Origin of the sequence: Streptococcus oriscaviae (assembly GCF_018137985.1) — a bacterium.
Lineage (GTDB): Bacteria > Bacillota > Bacilli > Lactobacillales > Streptococcaceae > Streptococcus > Streptococcus oriscaviae.
In genome coordinates, this window is sequence record NZ_CP073084.1 from 1,050,524 (window position 1) to 1,071,637 (window position 21,114).

Here is a 21,114-nt window from a genome sequence, read left to right on the forward strand (position 1 = left end):
TACTGTCTGAGTATAAAATATTCTTCCATATTTGTCAACTCAAAATTGAATATCTACCTACAAGATAACCGATGCTGGACTTTTCTTCGGATAAGTCCTCGAGCGATTAGTATTGGTCCGCTTCACATGTCGCCACGCTTCCACTCCCAACCTATCTACCTGATCTTCTCTCAGGGCTCTTACTAACATAAAGTTATGGGAAATCTCATCTTGAGGTGGGTTTCACACTTAGATGCTTTCAGCGTTTATCCCTTCCCTACATAGCTACCCAGCGATGCCTCTGGCGAGACAACTGGTACACCAGCGGTAAGTCCACTCTGGTCCTCTCGTACTAGGAGCAGATCCTCTCAAATTTCCTACGCCCGCGACGGATAGGGACCGAACTGTCTCACGACGTTCTGAACCCAGCTCGCGTGCCGCTTTAATGGGCGAACAGCCCAACCCTTGGGACCGACTACAGCCCCAGGATGCGACGAGCCGACATCGAGGTGCCAAACCTCCCCGTCGATGTGAACTCTTGGGGGAGATAAGCCTGTTATCCCCAGGGTAGCTTTTATCCGTTGAGCGATGGCCCTTCCATACGGAACCACCGGATCACTAAGCCCGACTTTCGTCCCTGCTCGAGTTGTAGCTCTCGCAGTCAAGCTCCCTTATACCTTTACACTCTGCGATTGATTTCCAACCAATCTGAGGGAACCTTTGGGCGCCTCCGTTACCTTTTAGGAGGCGACCGCCCCAGTCAAACTGCCCGTCAGACACTGTCTCCGTAGATGATAAACCTACCGGGTTAGAGTAGCCATAACACAAGGGTAGTATCCCAACAGCGCCTCTGTCGAAACTGGCGTCCCGACTTCATTGGCTCCTACCTATCCTGTACATGTGGTACAGATACTCAATATCAAACTGCAGTAAAGCTCCATGGGGTCTTTCCGTCCTGTCGCGGGTAACCTGCATCTTCACAGGTACTAAAATTTCACCGAGTCTCTCGTTGAGACAGTGCCCAAATCATTACGCCTTTCGTGCGGGTCGGAACTTACCCGACAAGGAATTTCGCTACCTTAGGACCGTTATAGTTACGGCCGCCGTTTACTGGGGCTTCAATTCAGATCTTCGCTTACGCTAAACCCTCCTCTTAACCTTCCAGCACCGGGCAGGCGTCACCCCCTATACATCATCTTACGATTTAGCAGAGAGCTGTGTTTTTGATAAACAGTTGCTTGGGCCTATTCACTGCGGCTCAGCTTAGCTGAGCACCCCTTCTCCCGAAGTTACGGGGTCATTTTGCCGAGTTCCTTAACGAGAGTTCTCTCGATCACCTGAGGCTACTCGCCTCGACTACCTGTGTCGGTTTGCGGTACGGGTAGAGTATGATACAACGCTAGAAGCTTTTCTCGGCAGTGTGACGTCACTAACTTCGCTACTAATCTTCGCTCCCCATCACAGCTCAATGTTACAGAAATAAGCATTTGACTCATTTCACACCTCACTGCTTAGCCCAGCACTTCCATTCGCTGGGTTTAGTTAGCCTACTGCGTCCCTCCATCACTTCATACTCTAGTACAGGAATATCAACCTGTTGTCCATCGGATACACCCTTCGGTCTCTCCTTAGGTCCCGACTAACCCAGGGCGGACGAGCCTTCCCCTGGAAACCTTAGTCTTACGGTGGATGGGATTCTCACCCATCTTGCGCTACTCATACCGGCATTCTCACTTCTATGCGTTCCAGCACTCCTCACGGTATACCTTCTCCACACATAGAACGCTCTCCTACCATAACACCTAAGTGTTATCCACAGCTTCGGTAAATTGTTTTAGCCCCGGTACATTTTCGGCGCAGGGTCACTCGACTAGTGAGCTATTACGCACTCTTTGAATGAATAGCTGCTTCTAAGCTAACATCCTAGTTGTCTGTGCAACCCCACATCCTTTTCCACTTAACAATTATTTTGGGACCTTAGCTGGTGGTCTGGGCTGTTTCCCTTTCGACTACGGATCTTAGCACTCGCAGTCTGACTGCCGATCATGAATCGTTGGCATTCGGAGTTTATCTGAAATCAGTAAACCGAGATGGCCCCCTCATCCAAACAGTGCTCTACCTCCAAGATTCTTACATATCGACGCTAGCCCTAAAGCTATTTCGGAGAGAACCAGCTATCTCCAAGTTCGTTTGGAATTTCTCCGCTACCCACAAGTCATCCAAGCACTTTTCAACGTGCCCTGGTTCGGTCCTCCAGTGCGTCTTACCGCACCTTCAACCTGCTCATGGGTAGGTCACATGGTTTCGGGTCTACGACATAATACTAATCCGCCCTTTTCAGACTCGGTTTCCCTACGGCTCCGTCTCTTCAACTTAACCTCGCATCATATCGTAACTCGCCGGTTCATTCTACAAAAGGCACGCTCTCACCCATTAACGGGCTCGAACTTCTTGTAGGCACACGGTTTCAGGTTCTATTTCACTCCCCTTCCGGGGTGCTTTTCACCTTTCCCTCACGGTACTGGTTCACTATCGGTCACTAGGGAGTATTTAGGGTTGGGAGATGGTCCTCCCAGATTCCGACGAGATTTCGCGTGTCTCGCCGTACTCAGGATACTGTTAGGTAGATAGACTATTTCGAATACGAGGCTCTCACTCTCTTTGGCTGACCTTCCCATGCCATTCTTCTATACTCTATCCGTCCACGTTACAGTCCTACAACCCCGAGAAGTAAACTTCTCGGTTTGCCCTCCTGCCTTTTCGCTCGCCGCTACTAAGGCAATCGCTTTTGCTTTCTCTTCCTGCAGCTACTTAGATGTTTCAGTTCACTGCGTCTTCCCTCCGCTACCCTTAACAGGTAGGGATACTAGCCAGTAGCTAGTGGGTTCCCCCATTCGGACATCTCTGGATCAATGCTCACTTACAGCTCCCCAAAGCATTTCGTCGTTTGTCACGTCCTTCATCGGCTCCTAGTGCCAAGGCATCCACCGTGCGCCCTTATTAACTTAACCTTATTACTAGTTTTTTCTAAACTAGAAATTGTACTCAGACTAAAATCCTAGTGAAAATGATAAACTGACTTGTGTGCAAGACACACTGCGTTAGTTTCCTATTTTCATACGGATTTCTTAACGTCTTCGTAACTTGTTTAAACTCATTAAATAGTCACAGCGTTTTCGGTTTATTTTCTTGTTACTATTCTTAATATATCTTCTCAGATATATCAGGATTGTTTGATAGATATTCAATTTTCAATGGACAAATACATGATATTAAGAACCGGTGCGACTTGCGCAAAACTTGCGTAGAATAAGGAGTGAACCAGCGACGTGTCCATAAGACACTAGATGGTTTCGACTTATTCCTAGAAAGTTTAGGTTCGTATTCAAATATCATCTTATCTAGTTGAACACGAGATTCATTTCTTAGGAAAAATGATGAACTGCCTTGTGTGTCAAGCACACTGCGTCAGTTCCCTATTTTTCTACAGAAATGTCGGCAAGCCGAACATCTCTTTGTATCCTAGATAATGGAGCCTAGCGGGATCGAACCGCTGACCTCCTGCGTGCAAAGCAGGCGCTCTCCCAGCTGAGCTAAGGCCCCGTACATGTTAATGTACCTGTTAACGTATTTAATTGTTTCGATATAATATCATTTCTTGAGACGCTGGTCCCTGTCGTGCACTAGCTCCGCTAGTTTCGACAAAGCTTCAACCTAACGGTTTCGCTTAGCTGAGCTAAGGCCCCACAAGACCTCTCAAAATTAAAGAAGACTAACGTACAGGTTTCCATTTCCTTAGAAAGGAGGTGATCCAGCCGCACCTTCCGATACGGCTACCTTGTTACGACTTCACCCCAATCATCTATCCCACCTTAGGCGGCTGGCTCCTAATAGGTTACCTCACCGACTTCGGGTGTTACAAACTCTCGTGGTGTGACGGGCGGTGTGTACAAGGCCCGGGAACGTATTCACCGCGGCGTGCTGATCCGCGATTACTAGCGATTCCGACTTCATGTAGGCGAGTTGCAGCCTACAATCCGAACTGAGACTGGCTTTAAGAGATTAGCTTGCCGTCACCGACTTGCGACTCGTTGTACCAGCCATTGTAGCACGTGTGTAGCCCAGGTCATAAGGGGCATGATGATTTGACGTCATCCCCACCTTCCTCCGGTTTATTACCGGCAGTCTCGCTAGAGTGCCCAACTTAATGATGGCAACTAACAATAGGGGTTGCGCTCGTTGCGGGACTTAACCCAACATCTCACGACACGAGCTGACGACAACCATGCACCACCTGTCACCGATGTACCGAAGTAAAACTCTATCTCTAGAGCGGGCATCGGGATGTCAAGACCTGGTAAGGTTCTTCGCGTTGCTTCGAATTAAACCACATGCTCCACCGCTTGTGCGGGCCCCCGTCAATTCCTTTGAGTTTCAGCCTTGCGGCCGTACTCCCCAGGCGGAGTGCTTAATGCGTTAGCTGCGGCACTGAGTCCCGGAAAGGACCCAACACCTAGCACTCATCGTTTACGGCGTGGACTACCAGGGTATCTAATCCTGTTCGCTACCCACGCTTTCGAGCCTCAGCGTCAGTTACAGACCAGAGAGCCGCTTTCGCCACCGGTGTTCCTCCATATATCTACGCATTTCACCGCTACACATGGAATTCCACTCTCCCCTTCTGCACTCAAGTTTGACAGTTTCCAAAGCGTACTATGGTTAAGCCACAGCCTTTTACTTCAGACTTATCAAACCGCCTGCGCTCGCTTTACGCCCAATAAATCCGGACAACGCTCGGGACCTACGTATTACCGCGGCTGCTGGCACGTAGTTAGCCGTCCCTTTCTGGTAAGTTACCGTCACTGTGTGAACTTTCCACTCTCACACTCGTTCTTCTCTTACAACAGAGCTTTACGATCCGAAAACCTTCTTCACTCACGCGGCGTTGCTCGGTCAGGGTTCCCCCCATTGCCGAAGATTCCCTACTGCTGCCTCCCGTAGGAGTCTGGGCCGTGTCTCAGTCCCAGTGTGGCCGATCACCCTCTCAGGTCGGCTATGTATCGTCGCCTTGGTGAGCCGTTACCCCACCAACTAGCTAATACAACGCAGGTCCATCTCATAGTGAAGCATTTGCTCCTTTCAAGTATTTACCATGCGATAAATACTGTTATGCGGTATTAGCTATCGTTTCCAATAGTTATCCCCCGCTATGAGGCAGGTTACCTACGCGTTACTCACCCGTTCGCGACTCATGATGAATGGTGGAGCAAGCTCCGGTATCCACCATGCGTTCCACTTGCATGTATTAGGCACGCCGCCAGCGTTCGTCCTGAGCCAGGATCAAACTCTCATTTAAATAATCGTTTGTCCGGCTAAGCACTCTGGCTTATCCGTTTATTGTTTTGTCATTGACGATTTATCTCTTAGATAAATCACCCTGCACGTTTGGTTCGTCTTCTTTAATTTTCAAAGGTCTTGTGCTCGCCCTCATCAGGCGACAACTATATCAGTATATCAGATACCTACGACCCTGTCAACTACTTTTTCTCCTTTTTTTGAATTTTTTCGTGATTTTTTTCGTGGCCGTCGCCGATGGTTGTTTTTGCCAGATTATATCAGAATAGCAAAAACCGACCCGGCTAGGTCGGTTTGTTATTATCCCAAACGTTGTTTTGCATCGGCAGCACGTTGGAAGGCTTGGCCGATATAGTTGATGCAGAGCATCATTACAAGGATAAACAGAGCCGCAGGTAGCCAAATCCAGGTTTTGTTTTCCAAGATGTCAGCATTGCGGGCGTTTGAAATCAGGGTTCCTAAACTTGGTACGGTTGATGGTAGACCAAAACCAAGGTAGGTCAAAGAAGTTTCAATACCAATATTCCCTGCAAAGTTCAAGGTTAGGTTAACGATGATGAGGGAGCTCAAGTTCGGCAAGATTTCTCTGAACATAATCATGAAGTCACTTGAACCCAGAGTTTTTGAAGCACTAACGTAGTCTAAACGAGATTCTGATAGTGTTCTTGTCCGGAACAAACGGGCTTTGAAAGTCCAATAAAAGGCACTCATGATGAGGATGAAATGATAGATAGTATAGTTTTTGATAACTGTTACAAACACAATAATCATCATTGTCATCGGCAGAATCATGATAAAGTCAACGACCCGCATGAGGAAGCCATCAATGCGTCCGCCGTAGTATCCAGAAATAATACCGAGCGATACACCGATAAAACTTGTAATAATGGTAATCGAAAATCCGATAAGAATGGAATTACGAGCACCGATAATCAGCTGACCGAAGATGTCTTTACCACCTTCATCTGTTCCAAGAATGAAGCCATCGACTCCCGGCTCTAGATAACGGCCCATCAAGTTTACTTTCATAACCTCTTCTTGATTCAGCAAGGCCGCTCCGATAAAGACCGTTAACAAAATGGTTACGAGGAGGATAAGGGAACCTAGGGCTACCTTATCTTTCATAAACTCCCGAGCGATAATACGGAATCCACCTGGAGGAGTAGAAGCCGTTTGTTGTTGTTTCTTTGTTTCTTTACTCACTTTGACTTCTCCTTTACTTCACGCGGATACGCGGATCAACAATACTCATAATAATATCTGACAAAAGGGTACCCAAGAGTGTTGCAAAACCAAATAACAAGATAAGAGCCAAGACAACACTGTAATCACGGGTTGTTAATGAACTAATGAAGAGTTGCCCCATACCTGGGTAAGTGAAGATAGATTCTACGAAAATCGCCCCACCAATCAAACCAGTCAATTCATACCCCAAGAAGGATGCAATCGGCAAAATAGAATTGCGGAAGATATGACGGTTGTAAACAACCTTCTCTGGAACACCCTTCGCACGAGCAGTCCGAACGTAGTCCTGTCCTTTAGCGTCGATTACTCCTGTTCTCAGGTATTGAATCGTACCTGTCGTGGAGAGAATGGCCATGGTCAGAGCAGGAAGGATCATGTGATGCAAACGGCTAGCCAAGAGTGCAAACCCTTCAACACCAGAATCTACCGAACCACGGGTTGGGAACCATCCCAAGGTGAAGCCAAACAACCATAGAAGGAGGATGGCAAAGATGAAGATAGGAGTTGAGAAGGTCAAAAAGTTATAGAGGACAATCGCACGATCAGCAAGAGAGTTCTGGTAGCGACCTGCAATCATACCAAGTGGCAAGGCGATAAGGTAGGTCAGAATCATCGTCAAAAGCGACAACCAAATCGTGTTGTTCAGACGTTCCATAACAATGTTGATAACTGGTTGTTTGAAGAGGAAACTTTGACCGAAATCACCTTGCAAGATGTTACCAATCCATCTGAAATATTGAATATGAATTGGGTCATAGTAGCCTGCTTCAATTCGCATCTTTTCAATAATGGCTGGGTCAATAGACGGGTCAATCATCCCTGTAAATGGATCCCCCGGCATCATCTTGGCCACGAAGAAGGCGATGATACTAAGAATAATCACCTGAGGAATCATCATCAATAAACGACGTAATATTGTTTTCCACATCTTAGATTTTTCCTCCTTCCGGCAAGGCTACCTGATGGGTCGCTGAGAACGACTGCAGGTCGTAGACGCGACCGTTCTCATCGTAGTAAAGACCTTGTTTTTCTTGATATTCTTTTTCTGCTGCCAAACGATTTTCCTTGTTTTTCTGGCGGTTGACTGGGTCGATAACCGGGATAGCAGACAACAAGCGTTTGGTGTAGATGTGTTGCGGGTTGTTGTAAATATCTCCCTTGCTTCCTGTTTCAACGAAGCGACCGCGATACATGATGAAGAGTTCGTCACACATGTGCTGAACCACACCAAGGTCGTGGGAAATGAAGAGATAGCTTAATTTGAACTCATCTTGAATACGTTTCATGTAGTTCAACACCTGCGCCTGAACAGATAGGTCCAAGGCAGAAACGGGCTCATCGGCAATAATCAACCGTGGGTTGCTTGCCAAGGCACGAGCAACACCGATACGTTGGCGCTGACCACCAGAAAATTCGTGTGGGTACTTGATTAAAGCTTCTTCGTTGAGTCCGATGGTATCAAGCAACTGGAGGACTTTCTTCTTTTCTTCATCTGGAGAGAGGCGTTCAAAGTTACGGATTGGCTCAGCAATAATGTCTAAAATACGCTTTTTAGGGTTGAAACTAGACAAGGAATCCTGGAAGATCATTTGCACATCACGATTGAAGGCACCTTTTTTTCTACGGGATTTGTTGGTGATGTCTTGTCCTTCGTAAATGATTTGTCCTGCTGTTGAGCGTTCCAAACCAATGATGGCTTTACCGATGGTTGATTTTCCTGAACCGGACTCTCCAACAAGTCCGTAGGTCTTTCCTTCTTCAAAGTTGATGTTCACACCGTCAACGGCATACACATGGTCGGTGACACGGTTAAAGAAGCCACTACGAATCGGATAATGAACTTTTAAATCTTTAACTTCAATAAATCCCATTTTTAGGCTTCCTCCTTAAAGTAGAATGTTTCATAACAAGTACAACGCACAAAGTGGTTTGGTGAAACTTCGTGCATGCCAGGGTTTGCTTCGTGGGCTTCCTGCTTAAGCCATGGAATCCGCGGTGCAAAACGGCAACCTGTACGAATCATCTTGGTGATTGGCGGCACGATTCCTTCGATAACGTGCAAATCGCCACCCTCGCTACCTGATTGTGGGTTTGATTTGAGCAGCGAGCGGGTATATGGGTGTTTTGGATTGGTGAAGAGTTCCTCTACTGGAGCCACTTCTACAAATTGTCCGCCGTACATAACGGCTACTCGATCTGCTGTTTCTGCAACAACACCGAGGTCGTGAGTAATCAAAATGATACCTGAGCCTGTTTCTGCCTGAATGTCGTTAAGCAAATCCAAGATTTGTGCCTGAATGGTCACGTCTAGGGCAGTGGTTGGTTCATCAGCGATAATAATTGGTGGTTTACATGACAAGGCAATGGCAATGATAATCCGCTGACGCATCCCTCCTGAGAGTTCATGCGGGTATTGCTTGAAAGTACGTTGCGGATTTGGAATACCTACTTGTGCCAATAATTCCAAGACGCGCTCTTTGCGTTCTGCTGCATTCAAATCCGTGTGGTAAACAAGAGCTTCATCAATCTGAGAACCGATGGTCATCAGAGGGTTGAGGGAAGCCAATGGATCTTGGAAAATCATACCAATGTCATTTCCACGAATGGTATTGTACTTGGCTTCATCCATACCAACCAATTCTTGGTTGTTGTACTGAATGCTGCCTTGAATCTTTGTGTTTAGCGGATTGTGCAAGCCCATGATAGTGGTTGCCAGGGTTGACTTACCACAACCGGATTCTCCCACTATCGCAAGAATTTCATTCTTTTGAAGATTGATGGAAACACCATCTACTGCGTCAAAAAAATCGTCGCCAATTCGGAATCCGACGTGTAAATCTTTAATTTCTAAAAGCGGTTTTTCCTTACTCACGCTTTTCCTCCTTTTGTCATCAGCCAGACCACCCTAGGTCGTGCTAGTCGATTCTATCCTTATTCTTATTAAAATAGAATATTTCTATTAGTCTACCACAAATGGCCTCTTTGCGCTAGCTATTTTAATAAAAATGAATCGCAGGCTGGCTAGAGTATACCTAACTAATATAACATATTTGAATGATATTTTATACATACCAACCTGAAAAAAGCCAACCAAGTTGGCTTTTTCAGATTAGACCTTCCGTCTTATGGTATGTTTATTCTGAAACGACACCTTTGTCAGCTGTCAATTCAACCTTTTCCCAAGCCTGAACTGAACCTTTAGATGCTGAACCATAGTAGTTGTCAAAGTATTTCACGCGTTTGTTTACCGCAGTCAACTCTTCGTTTTCAAATGTTGGAATAGCAAAGGCTTGTTCGTAAGCATATTGTTGCCATTTCTTGAAGTTTTCAACATTTGTCTTTTCATCAAATGATTCTACAGAAGCAATAGCTTTGAGCAAGGCAGTGTTCTCATCTGATACGAAACGTGAGAAGTTGAACATTGCGCTTGGTCCCCAAAGACCTGTTGGGTCTGGATCATAACCTGTTGACCAGCCACCAGCGTACATGTCGATGTTGGCATCGTTGGCTTGCAACATATCGTAGAATGAGTTGATTTCAATCGTACGACCTGTGTAAAGCTGAACATCCAAACCAACTTCTTTCCACCATGTCAAGTATTGTTGGATAAGGGTTTCGTTTGCTTCTGTACGCTTACGAGCAGCAAAGTTGATAGTGAGTTTTTCACCATTTGGATCTTCGCGAAGGCCATCACCATCTACATCCTTGTAGCCTGCTTCATCCAAGAGCTCTTTTGCTTTTTCTGGGTCGTAGGTGTATCCTGGCAACTCAGAATCGTGTACATCGCCGAAGAAGGAGATAATCAATGAGTTTGCCGGACGATACAGACCATTGTAAAGCGCTTCGCCTGCTTGTTTTGTATCGATAGCGTAGGCAATCGCTTGACGAAGATTAACGTTGTTCATCTTCGCACTTTCATTCATCACATTCTTCTTAGCAGTTTCATCGTAGGTTCCAAGGTTGAATGAGATGTACTCATAAACTGAAGCCAGACTTCCTGTAACTGTGATGTTTGACAGGTCTTTGTAAGAGTCCAACTGGTCTGTTGGCATGTCAGCGATGTCGTAGTTACCAGCTTTCATCTCAGATACGATGGTGTCTGGTGAAACAATGTCCATCTTCACGCTGTCCAATTTTGGTTTGCCTTTGAAGTAGTTCTCGTTGGCTACAAAGGTAACAGACTCACCGCTAACGATGTCTTTTACCTTGAATGGTCCCATACCTACATGCTTAGCTGTACGAGAGTACTCGCTTGCTTCCCAGTCTGCTACTGGAATGTCTTTGTAGATGTGCTCTGGCATAACGAATGCAGGGACATTACCACCAGCATACATCATAGAAGGAGTCATTTCTTTCACGTTCAAGACAACTGTGTAGTCATCCACCTTCTCAAGACCTGAGATGTCAGTTGCTGTTCCTGCAACGAACTCATCCATACCGACGATGTTGGTAAAGCGGTCGTCGAAACGTACACCAGTATAACCCTTATCTGCCATCGCCTTGATGGTGAAGATGTAGTCATCAATAGTGAAGGCTTCGCCGTCTGACCACTTGTAGTCTTTACCAGTCAAAGTAACGGTCAGCTTCTTGCCTTCGATGTCAAAGTCCACCTTAGCAAGACCTGAGTCGTCCAACTTACGGTTGCCGTCATAGCCAAACATAGAACTATCGACCATCCCACCAAAAGTAGAGTCAACGTTATTGTCTGTCAACTCGTCAATCAAAAGACCGGTAGAAGTTGATGCAGCAACAATAGCATAGTTCAATTGACCGCCTGAAATCGCGTCCCCATCGTGAGTCACTTCAGCAGGGAAAGTTGTTTCCGGAGCTTTTGAACTTGTTGAAGATTTAGAACCACAAGCCACAAGTACAGATGCAGACAAAAGCGTTACACCTGCAAGAGCAAGCCAGTTACGTTTCTTTTTCATAAAACACCTCTATGTATTTTTTTGCAGACCATTTCATGTCTATGCATATTATTATACCATAAAAATTTCTTAAAGAAAGCGTTTTGTCAGAAAATTTTGTAAAAGCTTAAATTTTCATTTTTTTCTAATAATTTGCAAAACCACTTTCATTTCTTGCTTCCTCTTTTTGTGGTATAATAGGGCAATTGAGTTCTGAAAGGATGTATTATGCGTAAATATATTGCCCTCTTGGTCGGACTGGCTCTGTCTCTGTTTTTGGGCGGCCCCAAGCTTGCTGCTGAGGATTTTTCTGTTGCTGCCAAGCATGCGATTGCTGTTGAGGTCAGCACTGGAAAAATTCTATACGAACAGGATTCCCAAACACAAGCAGGTGTTGCCTCTATCACAAAATTGCTAACTGTCTATTTGGTTTACGAAGCGATTGAAAAGGGAGAACTCCAATTGACAACTCCTGTGGATATTTCTGATTATCCATTTAGTTTAACCAGCAATCCCTTGTTAACCAATGTTATCCTAGATTCTCGGAATTATACAGTAGAGGAGCTGCTCCATGCTTCACTGATTTCTTCATCTAATAGTGCCGCTATTGCGCTGGCAGAAAAAATCGCCGGAAGCGAAACAGCTTTCGTTGATCGCATGAGGGAAAAATTGAAAGAGTGGGGTATCACAGAAGCAAAGATTTATAATGTTTCTGGCTTGGACAATGAGGATTCGGGAGAACATATTTACCCTGGTTCTAAGACCGAAGACTTTAACACCCTGTCCGCACTGGATGTTGCTATCATCACTCGCAAGCTCATCTTGGACTTCCCTCAAGTCTTGGACATCACCTCAAAACTAGCTTTTGATTTGGAAGGTGAAACCTACTATAATACCAACCAGATGCTAGAAGGAGGCACCCATGCCAGAGGGGGTGTGGATGGTCTAAAAACAGGTTTTTCAGACGCAACTGGTGCTTCATTTGTCGCAACAACTACTCAAAATGATATGCGCATCATCACCGTCGTTATTCAAGCAACCGATGGAAATATCGACCCTGATAATCGCTTTGTAGCAACCAACAACCTCATCAACTATGTCTACGAGAACTTCTCAGCTGTTCCCCTCGTTGAAAAAGGCAAGCAATACAAAAAGAGTTCGGTGGCTGTTTTCAATGGTCAAACAAGCAAGGCACCTGCTGTGGCAGCTGAACAACTTCTGGTCATTCAGCGTAAAAACAGTGACAAAGAAATAACCGCTCGTTTTGAAGCGGCAACTGACGAATTGGATGCCCCGCTTACTGCTGGAACCGCAGCCGGAACACTGTACGTCAGCGATACCGACCTGATTGGAAAAGGCTATCTGGAAAAACAACCTAGCGTTGAAATGGTCATCGGTAAGGATGTCAAGGAGGCTTCTTGGCCGACCTCTTGGTGGAACCAGTTTGTCCGCTACGTCAATGAAAACCTCTAATTTTTAAAAGATATGAATGTGAATCAGTTATTTTCTAATTTTCTAAGTAAAATCTGTACGATTGTTTTTGCCCTCTTAAACGGCTCCAACCTATTCTTCATGGTTGGTTTGATTGCTCTTGCAAGCACGAAAACAAACGATTCTTTCCCTCTTATTTCACTGGTACCTGAACTAACGATTATCTGCGCCATTCTTCTTTACTTTTTTGTGAGGGAAAGCCTCTATTGGTTCTTTCGTCTGGCTGGCTATCATGCCTTACCAGAGTTGCAACACTTTGGCCTAAAAGGTACAACACGCTTGCCCTTGTTTCAAAAGCATACTCCTTCCTATCTGGCCCTTTACCGAGAACGCAATCGTTCCATCACTTTCCTTTTCAAGGCCTTGTTAGCTCTGATCGCTGGTGTAGCGGGAGCTGTTGTTCATTTTCTTTGGCACTGGTTTACCTTTTCTTTTCCAGCTATGTTGGGAGGGATTTGGGCAAGATTGGCATTCTTCGGGCTCTGCATCCTGTCTTATCTTTTCTACCTATTTTTCAAAAAATGGTTGCTGTCCTGCTTCGTCACAAATTTCGATGTGACTGTCAGCCTCACGGAACATGAAATGCCTATTTTTTCAAACAAACATTAACACTAAAAACCACCTCAGCTACTTTGGAAGTTCTTCCTTTTGTGTAGCTGAGGTGGTTTTATTATTGACCGTTTATCAAGTCGTCTCGCTAAAAAATTACTGTCGCAATTTCTTATCGCTAACTTCAGTGGGGAGTTTGATGGACTTGAACAGCTTTAGGGGCTGTTTGAGTCACAAGAAGGTATGAATTACAACGTAGAGCGACTGCCGTCGCCCCTTATCTCCAACGAGCGTTGGCATTTGTGTGTTTCAAATAGCTTCTTAGCTATTTGAAGCTACACAAATTAGCCAACGCTCCCCTCCATCTCATAAGCAATCAGTCTGTTGAGTTCGACGGCGTATTCCATTGGGAGTTCTTTGGTGAAGGGTTCTACAAAGCCCATGACAATCATTTCTGTGGCTTCTCCTTCTGATAAGCCGCGGCTCATGAGGTAGTAGAGCTGTTCTTCTGAAATTTTAGACACCTTGGCTTCGTGTTCTAGGGCCACTTGGGAGTTATGGATTTCGTTGAAAGGAATCGTGTCCGACTTGGAAATCCCATCCATGATAATGGTATCACATTCGATGTGGCTGACAGATTTCTTTGAATCTTTGTTGAAGGTGACTTGTCCACGGTAGTTCACTTCTCCGCCTCCGCGTGCGATGGACTTGGACACGATGGAAGATGAGGTACGCGGAGCGTTATGAATCATCTTGGCACCGGTGTCTTGCACTTGTCCTTTGTTGGCGAAGGCGATAGAAAGCATGGTTCCACGCGCCCCTTCTCCTTCCAAGTAGACCGCAGGGTATTTCATCGTTGTCTTAGCACCAAGGTTGCCGTCAATCCACTCGACCGTAGCGTTTTTCTCTGCTCGGGCCCGCTTGGTTACCAAGTTATACACATTGTCAGACCAGTTCTGGATGGTGGTATAGCGCATATAAGCCCCTTCGTGGGCAATAATCTCAACAATCGCCGCGTGCAGACTGGCTGTTGAGTAGGTTGGGGCTGTACAACCTTCTACATAGTGCACACTTGCCCCCTCATCAACAATAATCAAGGTCCGCTCAAATTGGCCGGTTCCTTCATTGTTAATTCGGAAGTAGGTTTGCAATGGAATGTCTAATTTAACTCCTTTAGGAACATAGATAAAGGTGCCGCCTGACCAAACAGCAGAGTTGAGAGCCGCCAATTTGTTATCGCTTGGTGGCACTAACTTTCCAAAGTACTTTTTAAATAGCTCCGGATGCTCTTTGAGAGCAGAGTCGGTATCGGTAAAGATAATACCATGCTTATCGTATTCTTCTTTCATATTGTGGTAGACCACTTCCGACTCGTATTGAGCTGACGCTCCGGCTAAGTAGGCACGTTCAGCTTCTGGAATCCCAATCCGTTCAAAGGTTTCTTTGATCTTATCAGGAACATCTTCCCAGCTACGGGCCGGTTTGTCGGACGGTTTTTGGTAATAAACAATGTCGTCAAAATCTAATTCTGACAAATCTGCACCCCAGGTCTGCATGGGCATTTTTCGGAAGGTTTCATAGGATTTGAGGCGGTATTCTAACATCCATTCAGGTTCTCCTTTGATACGAGAAATCTCACGAATGACCTCTTCACTTAAACCTTTTCCAGTCGAAGCAACCAATTCAATACCATCATCATGAAAACCAAATTTGTATTCCCCTAAATCAATAGGGGTCGGTTCAATTCTTTCTTCTGACATAATAATCCTTTCATTACTGTTTGCTGAGCTTATTCACCCTGCTCTGCTTGTCTGTCTAGGGCTTTTTTTAGGGCATTCCAAGAAAGGGTTGCGCATTTGATTCGTTGAGGAAATTTGGCAACTCCTGCAAGAAGGAAGGCATCTCCCAGCTGTTCTTGTTCATTCACCTCTTGTCCTTGAACGAGGCTTGAGAATGTATCCGCCAACTCCCTAGCCTGATGGATACTTTTTCCCAAGACGGCTTCGGTCATCATAGAGGCTGAAGCTGTTGAAATCGTGCAGCCAATGCCATCAAAAGCGATATCCGTGATAATTCCCTTTTCTAATTTAAGAGAAAGCTCAATCACATCACCGCAGGTGGGGTTGTGGAGCTGAAGAGCTTCCACTCCATCTAGTTTTCCTTTGTGGCGGGGGGATTTGGAATGCTCCGTCACAACCGCCATGTAGAGCGAATCAAGTTTAGAGAGTGCCATGGAAGTACTCCTTTGTTTTAAGGATAGCCTCTACCAGTTTGTCGCAGTCCGCCTTGCTGTTGTAAATGTAAAAGCTGGCGCGGACAGTCGATGGAAGCTGGAGATGGGCAAGCAAGGGTTGGGCACAGTGGTGACCGGCTCGAACAGCAACCCCTTCGTAATCCAATGCAGTTGCTACATCATGTGGGTGCAAGCCATCGAGGTTGAAGGCGATTAGACCTGTGCGTTTGGCCACATCGTGACTGCCGACAATACTGAGACTTGGAATGGCTTGAAGTTTTGGAAAAATGTAGTTCATCAATTCAACCATATGGGCTTCTATTGCATCCATTCCTAAATCTGTCAGATAATCAATGGCTGCCGCAAGTCCGATGGCACCTGCAATATTGGGTGTGCCGGCCTCAAATTTCCACGGCAAGTCCTTCCAGCTGGCGGTCTGCTTCGAAACAAACTCAATCATTTCTCCACCAAACTCCACTGGATTCATTTTCTGGAGCAATTCTTCCTTGCCATAGAGAACTCCTATACCTGTTGGGCCGAGCATTTTATGACCCGAAAAGGCAAAGAAATCAACGTCTAAGTCTTGTACATTGATGGCCATATGAGGTGTTGACTGAGCACCGTCCACTACCAAATAGGCTCCGACTTGATGAACCAGCTCCGCAATTTCCTTAACCGGAGCAACACTGCCTAAAACATTGGAAACATGGGCTAGCGAAACAAACTTTGTCTTATGGTTGAGCAACTCCTTCAATCCAGCCACATCCAATTGTCCGTCTTTGAGATAGACATAGCGGAGCTGAGCGCCGGTCTTTCGGCACGCTTCTTGCCAAGGGATGATATTGGAATGGTGTTCCATGATTGATAAAACAACTTCATCCCCAGGTTGCAACAGGTCTTGGGCAAACTGGGCTACCCAGTTCAGGCTGGTTGTTGTCCCACGAGTAAAAATAACTTCTCTGGCGGTCTTTGCATGGATAAAGTCCGCAACCGTTTGGCGGGCCGCTTCGTAGCGAGCGGTTGCTCGTTCTGACAGCGTATGAACGCCACGGTGAACATTGGCATTATCCTTTTGATAATAGTCCGCCAAGACTTCCAAGACCTGCTTGGGTTTTTGGGTGGTAGCGGCATTGTCCAAGTAGACAAGCGGCTCATCGTTAACCACCTGATGTAAAACAGGAAAATCCTGACGAATACTTGCAAAATCAACTGATGTCATATTATCTCTTTGCTAATTTTTCTTCAATAACGGCGATGAGTTCTTCGCGAACTTCCTTGACAGGAATCTCTGTGATAACCGAACCAAGGAAGCCGCGGATAACCAAGCGTTCTGCGGTTGCCAAGTCCAGTCCTCGGCTCATGAGGTAGTACATATCCTCAGGATCCACTTGACCGATGGAGGCGGCGTGTCCTGCCGTCACTTCGTTTTCATCAATGAGGAGAATGGGGTTGGCATCTGAGCGGGCTTTATCCGATAGCATGAGAACGCGACTTTCCTGCTGGGCATCTGCCCCCTTGGCTCCGCGAATAATGTGGCCGATCCCATTGAAGGTCAGAGTGCCGCGCTCCAAAATAACACCGTGTTGCAAAATGTGCCCCACAGAGTTGTGACCGTAGTTGGTCACACGGGTGTCAACACCTTGCACCTGACGGCCAGAGGATAAGGCTACCACCTTGAGATTGGCGTGACTGCCATTTCCCTTGAGGTCACTGTCAAAATCGGCAACAAGGTTGCCTTCATTCATCAAACCGAGCGCCCAATCAATAGTTGCATCTTGCCCCAAGTTGCCACGGCGGCTCATATAGGTTGACAGGTGTTTGCCTAGACGGTCAATAGCTGCAAACTTAATCTGACTGCCTGCAAGAGCAATCACTTCTACGGCAATGTTGGCAGAGGTTTCTACTGCGCCATCTCCCAAACTTTCAAAGCGTTCCAGGTAGTTGAGCTTACTGTTTTTTCCAGCGATGATCAGGACGCGCTTGTTAAAAGGTACAGAGCTTGTGCTATCCTGATAAAAAATCCCTTCCACAGGTTGATCAATCTCAACATTATCAGGCACATACAAAACGGCAGAAGCATTAAAATACGCTGCGTTGTATGCCGCAAGTTTATGCTCATCAAATGCGATGGCCGCTCCCAAATACTGCTCTAGGATATGCGGAATCACTTCAAGCGCTGAGGCAAAATCAGTAAAGACAACACCTTGTTCTGCCAAGTTTGCCGGCAGCTGCTCCAAAAGCGTTTGGCTGCCAACCTGAACCAACTTGGGATTATCTCCCAGAGCTGTAAAATCTGGAACAGTTGATACGGCTCCATTTTCTGAGATGGTGCCATCTCCTAAATTCCAGCGATGAAACTTGACCCGCTCAATAACAGGCAACTCCAGTTGGTCTATTTGCTCAAAAGCGTTGAGGCGTCGTTCAGTCAGCCAAGCAGGCTCTGCTTGGAGCTGCGAAAATGTTTGAATCTGTTCTTTGGTCATCTTCTATCCTCCAAAGACTAGGCTTCTTCTTTTTCTTCGTAGTCAATTCCTAGCTCAGCTGCTACATTGACATAGCCTTCTTTTTCAAGACGGACTGCTAATTCTGGGCCACCTGACAAGACCACACGGCCTTCCATCATAACATGCACCACATCTGGGGTAATATAGTTGAGGAGGCGTTGGTAGTGGGTGATAATCATAGCGCCAAAGCCCTCACCGCGCATCGCATTGATCCCCTTTGAAACAACTTTAAGGGCATCAATATCCAAACCAGAGTCAATTTCGTCCAAGAGAGCAAAAGTCGGCTCCAACATCAACAATTGCAGAATTTCATTGCGCTTTTTCTCACCGCCCGAGAAACCTTCGTTAAGGTAGCGCTCCGCCATTTCTTCTTTCATATTCAGGAGAGCCATTTTTTCATCCAACTTGGTGATGAAGTCGCGAACCGAAATCTTATCCTCGTCCTCCTTGCCAGCATTCATCGCTGCACGAAGGAACTCCGCATTGGTAATCCCTGGGATTTCAGAAGGGTATTGCATAGCCAAAAAGAGGCCCATGCGTGCCCGCTCGTCAACTTCCAACTCCAGAATGTCCACTCCGTCAAAGAGTACCTGTCCCTTGGTCACTTCATAGTGAGGATGCCCCATGATGGCTGCAGAAAGAGTCGACTTCCCTGTCCCGTTTGGGCCCATGATGGCTGCAATCTCTCCTGTTTTGAGGGTTAGGTTGACCCCTTTTAAGATTTCTTTGCCTTCAATCTCAACATGAAGATCCTTGATTTCTAATACTGACATGACTGTCTCCTTTTCTTTTTAACTGTTCCCATTATATCAAAAAAGAGCCCTGCTGGCTCTTTCTGTGTTTAGAAACATTCTTATTTCATTTTTTTGAATTCCGTTTGAGAATCCGTTTTTCCTTCCAGTTAGCAATGCTTTCCTGACGGTAACTGCTATTTCCAATAAAGCGGAGCAAGTTGAGGACAGGGGTGCGATTTTCACCAAAAATTCCAATCAGTTCAGACAGGATCAGAACTCCCAGCACCAAGGCAATCATGAGCAGGACGCCCCCCAGACGACTGGAAACATTGAGCAGAAGGGAAATTAGCGAAAAGACAAAGGAGATGGCGTAGATAACCAGCACTGTTCCCCTGTGGGTCAAGCCCAGTGAGAGCAGGCGGTGATGCAGGTGCATCCGGTCTGCTTCGTAGAATTTTTGTCCAGATAGCGTCCTTCGGATAATCGCCACAACCGTATCTGTCAGCGGCACTCCCAGAATAATCATAGGAGTCACCACAGCAACAGCCGTTGAATTTTTCAAGCCTTGCAGAGAGAGGACACCAATCATAAAGCCGATAAAGAGGGCTCCTGTATCCCCCAGATAAATAATGGCCGGGTGATAGTTATAGGGTAGAAAACCTGCAATAGCAGCCACTAATATAAAGATAGTCAGCGTCAAAAAGAGATTGCTATCGTGCAGGAAAAAGTAAGACACAATCCCCATGGTGGTCAAGGAGATAACCGAAACACCTGACACTAGACCATCCAAACCATCTATGAGATTGACCGCATTGGTAATCGTCACAATCCAGAGGATGGTTAGAACAAAGGATAGCCAGGGCGGAAAATGAATCATCGGCCCACCAAAAGGAATCTTGAAATCATCAAAGCGAAATTCAGTAAAGACCCAGATAATCGACGCTGCCACCAGCATCCCAAGCAATTTGGGAAGAGGACGCAACTCCTTAATATCATCAATCAAACCCGTCACAATGATAATTCCGCCCGCAAGCACCAAGGGTAGGGCGTAATCAAAGTAGGTGCCGTGGTAATTGATATGGGTTACGATACCAGGCAAAAACCAAAGGGCTGCAAGAGAAAAGGCGATAAAGATAGCCAAACCACCCGCTGTCGGCATAGGAACCTTGTTAATCCGCCGAGCGTTGGGATTGTCTACCGCGCCAATCCTAAAGGATAGGAAGCGAACCAGTGGAGTTGCAAGCGCCGCAATAATCAGGGTAGAGATAACTACGATGATGTATTTTAGTGCAAAAGGAATCATGAAAGACTAACCTTTCCCAATTCTTGAATAGCCGCAAGTGGCAAAAGGATATGACCATGTTCCTGCAAGACAGGTCTTGAAATCGTTGTGTCGTTGGTGTATTCCAACATGCGAGATAGGACATATTCCAGATAGTTCTTTGTGCGGTTTTCGATGTTGATAAGAACGGTCATATAGTAGCGGCCGTTCATCTTGTAAAGTTCAGATTCCTCCACATCGTAGTCAACCGTATCAACAAAAGCCACGACTTCTCTCAAACTAGCGAAATCCAAGATATAGTAGATATAGCGGTCGTCAATCTCTTCCTCTTCTTCTGCCTCGACCTTTTCCAAATAACGAACAGCCGCGTCATCGCCCGCACTTTTTTCTCGGACGGTTTTCTCCAAGGTCTTTAAAAATTCATCAGGTGTCATTTGCGACAGGTCTTCTAAGTTAGCCAAGTCAGCAAAATCTTCAAAATTCAAGTTTTTGTCAATGTCTGATTTGGTAACAAAAATATCCACCTTGTCTGGCTTTGGAGTCACCCGAAAACTAAGCATTCCGCTTTCTCGAAAGGTTAAGGGAAGTTCTAGCTCATCTAAGACTGTGTAGAAAAACTCCTCCGTCTTTTCTTGAGGAACCAGAAAATCTGCGATTTCCATCCCTCTTTCTTCTAGATCTTCTAATTTTATTGTGATTTTCAATGTTGAATCACTGATTTGTTTCATTTTCATGTTCACACCTCGTGCTCTCTTCTTCCGCCAGACCTTCAAAAGGCGGAATCCTCTTCTTTCTCATACAATCCTATTTCATTCATTATACAAGAAAGCTAGGT

14 protein-coding genes, 1 tRNA gene and 2 rRNA genes are annotated in these 21,114 nt (G+C 45.8%); 2 read left to right on the plus strand and 15 right to left on the minus strand.

What is annotated here, in order from left to right; genetic code table 11:
* Positions 1-86 precede the first annotated feature (86 nt).
* The 8 genes from INT76_RS05350 to INT76_RS05385 all read right to left on the minus strand — a co-directional run bounded on the left by INT76_RS05350 (position 87) and on the right by INT76_RS05385 (position 11,507).
* A 23S ribosomal RNA gene (locus tag INT76_RS05350) occupies positions 87-2,990 on the minus strand.
* A gap of 519 nt (positions 2,991-3,509) precedes the next feature.
* Positions 3,510-3,582, minus strand: a tRNA-Ala gene (locus tag INT76_RS05355).
* Positions 3,583-3,778: 196 nt separating this feature from the next.
* Positions 3,779-5,335, minus strand: a 16S ribosomal RNA gene (locus INT76_RS05360).
* Together the 16S and 23S rRNA genes with 1 tRNA gene alongside form the textbook arrangement of a ribosomal RNA operon.
* A gap of 299 nt (positions 5,336-5,634) precedes the next feature.
* Entirely contained in the window at positions 5,635-6,537 is a 903-nt protein-coding gene (locus INT76_RS05365) for an ABC transporter permease (RefSeq protein ID WP_212572943.1), read from the minus strand.
* A 13-nt stretch (positions 6,538-6,550) separates the two neighbouring features.
* Positions 6,551-7,507, minus strand: coding sequence for an oligopeptide ABC transporter permease (gene opp4B / locus INT76_RS05370; RefSeq protein WP_212572944.1), 957 nt, complete (start codon positions 7,505-7,507; stop codon positions 6,551-6,553).
* A gap of 1 nt (position 7,508) precedes the next feature.
* Positions 7,509-8,450, minus strand: coding sequence for an ATP-binding cassette domain-containing protein (locus INT76_RS05375; RefSeq protein ID WP_212572945.1), 942 nt, complete (start codon positions 8,448-8,450; stop codon positions 7,509-7,511).
* Positions 8,451-8,452: 2 nt separating this feature from the next.
* A complete protein-coding gene (locus tag INT76_RS05380; protein WP_212572946.1) occupies positions 8,453-9,451 on the minus strand; it encodes an ABC transporter ATP-binding protein in 999 nt (332 codons plus the stop codon).
* A gap of 262 nt (positions 9,452-9,713) precedes the next feature.
* On the minus strand, positions 9,714-11,507 hold the full coding sequence (locus tag INT76_RS05385) for an oligopeptide ABC transporter substrate-binding protein (RefSeq protein ID WP_212572947.1): 1,794 nt from the start codon (positions 11,505-11,507) through the stop codon (positions 9,714-9,716).
* Between the two features lie 207 nt (positions 11,508-11,714).
* Between INT76_RS05385 and pbp3 the strand changes: the two genes are divergently transcribed.
* Both pbp3 and INT76_RS05395 read left to right on the plus strand, forming a co-directional pair.
* Positions 11,715-12,959 (plus strand): D-alanyl-D-alanine carboxypeptidase PBP3, encoded by a 1,245-nt coding sequence (gene pbp3, locus INT76_RS05390; RefSeq protein ID WP_212572948.1) that lies wholly within the window; start codon positions 11,715-11,717, stop codon positions 12,957-12,959.
* Positions 12,960-12,977: 18 nt separating this feature from the next.
* On the plus strand, positions 12,978-13,586 hold the full coding sequence (locus tag INT76_RS05395) for a hypothetical protein (RefSeq protein ID WP_212572949.1): 609 nt from the start codon (positions 12,978-12,980) through the stop codon (positions 13,584-13,586).
* Between the two features lie 284 nt (positions 13,587-13,870).
* Here INT76_RS05395 and sufB read toward each other — a convergent pair whose 3' ends face one another.
* From sufB to mecA, 7 genes are all read right to left on the minus strand, one after another.
* Positions 13,871-15,286 (minus strand): Fe-S cluster assembly protein SufB, encoded by a 1,416-nt coding sequence (gene sufB, locus INT76_RS05400; RefSeq protein ID WP_212572950.1) that lies wholly within the window; start codon positions 15,284-15,286, stop codon positions 13,871-13,873.
* A 29-nt stretch (positions 15,287-15,315) separates the two neighbouring features.
* On the minus strand, positions 15,316-15,759 hold the full coding sequence (sufU, locus tag INT76_RS05405; protein ID WP_212572951.1) for a Fe-S cluster assembly sulfur transfer protein SufU: 444 nt from the start codon (positions 15,757-15,759) through the stop codon (positions 15,316-15,318).
* A complete protein-coding gene (locus INT76_RS05410; RefSeq protein ID WP_212572952.1) occupies positions 15,746-16,978 on the minus strand; it encodes an aminotransferase class V-fold PLP-dependent enzyme in 1,233 nt (410 codons plus the stop codon). The genes sufU and INT76_RS05410 overlap by 14 nt, the downstream gene beginning before the upstream one ends.
* Position 16,979: 1 nt before the next feature.
* On the minus strand, positions 16,980-18,242 hold the full coding sequence (gene sufD / locus INT76_RS05415; protein ID WP_212572953.1) for a Fe-S cluster assembly protein SufD: 1,263 nt from the start codon (positions 18,240-18,242) through the stop codon (positions 16,980-16,982).
* Positions 18,243-18,259: 17 nt separating this feature from the next.
* On the minus strand, positions 18,260-19,036 hold the full coding sequence (gene sufC, locus INT76_RS05420; protein ID WP_212572954.1) for a Fe-S cluster assembly ATPase SufC: 777 nt from the start codon (positions 19,034-19,036) through the stop codon (positions 18,260-18,262).
* 85 nt (positions 19,037-19,121) lie between these two features.
* Positions 19,122-20,300 carry a glycosyltransferase family 4 protein gene (locus INT76_RS05425; RefSeq protein ID WP_212572955.1) on the minus strand — a complete coding sequence of 393 codons (1,179 nt, stop codon included), beginning with the start codon at positions 20,298-20,300 and terminating at the stop codon, positions 19,122-19,124.
* On the minus strand, positions 20,297-21,013 hold the full coding sequence (gene mecA, locus INT76_RS05430) for an adaptor protein MecA (RefSeq protein WP_212572956.1): 717 nt from the start codon (positions 21,011-21,013) through the stop codon (positions 20,297-20,299). The genes INT76_RS05425 and mecA overlap by 4 nt, the downstream gene beginning before the upstream one ends.
* Between the last annotated feature and the right edge of the window lie 101 nt (positions 21,014-21,114).

Coding starts and splice junctions, on each gene's coding strand:
- opp4B (WP_212572944.1), bottom strand. CDS start 7,507: ATGTGGAAAACAATATTACGTCGTTTATTGATGATGATTCCTCAGGTG.
- INT76_RS05375 (WP_212572945.1), bottom strand. CDS start 8,450: ATGGGATTTATTGAAGTTAAAGATTTAAAAGTTCATTATCCGATTCGT.
- INT76_RS05385 (WP_212572947.1), bottom strand. CDS start 11,507: ATGAAAAAGAAACGTAACTGGCTTGCTCTTGCAGGTGTAACGCTTTTG.
- pbp3 (WP_212572948.1), top strand. CDS start 11,715: ATGCGTAAATATATTGCCCTCTTGGTCGGACTGGCTCTGTCTCTGTTT.
- sufB (WP_212572950.1), bottom strand. CDS start 15,286: ATGTCAGAAGAAAGAATTGAACCGACCCCTATTGATTTAGGGGAATAC.
- sufU (WP_212572951.1), bottom strand. CDS start 15,759: ATGGCACTCTCTAAACTTGATTCGCTCTACATGGCGGTTGTGACGGAG.
- INT76_RS05410 (WP_212572952.1), bottom strand. CDS start 16,978: ATGACATCAGTTGATTTTGCAAGTATTCGTCAGGATTTTCCTGTTTTA.
- sufD (WP_212572953.1), bottom strand. CDS start 18,242: ATGACCAAAGAACAGATTCAAACATTTTCGCAGCTCCAAGCAGAGCCT.
- sufC (WP_212572954.1), bottom strand. CDS start 19,036: ATGTCAGTATTAGAAATCAAGGATCTTCATGTTGAGATTGAAGGCAAA.
- INT76_RS05425 (WP_212572955.1), bottom strand. CDS start 20,300: ATGATTCCTTTTGCACTAAAATACATCATCGTAGTTATCTCTACCCTG.
- mecA (WP_212572956.1), bottom strand. CDS start 21,013: ATGAAAATGAAACAAATCAGTGATTCAACATTGAAAATCACAATAAAA.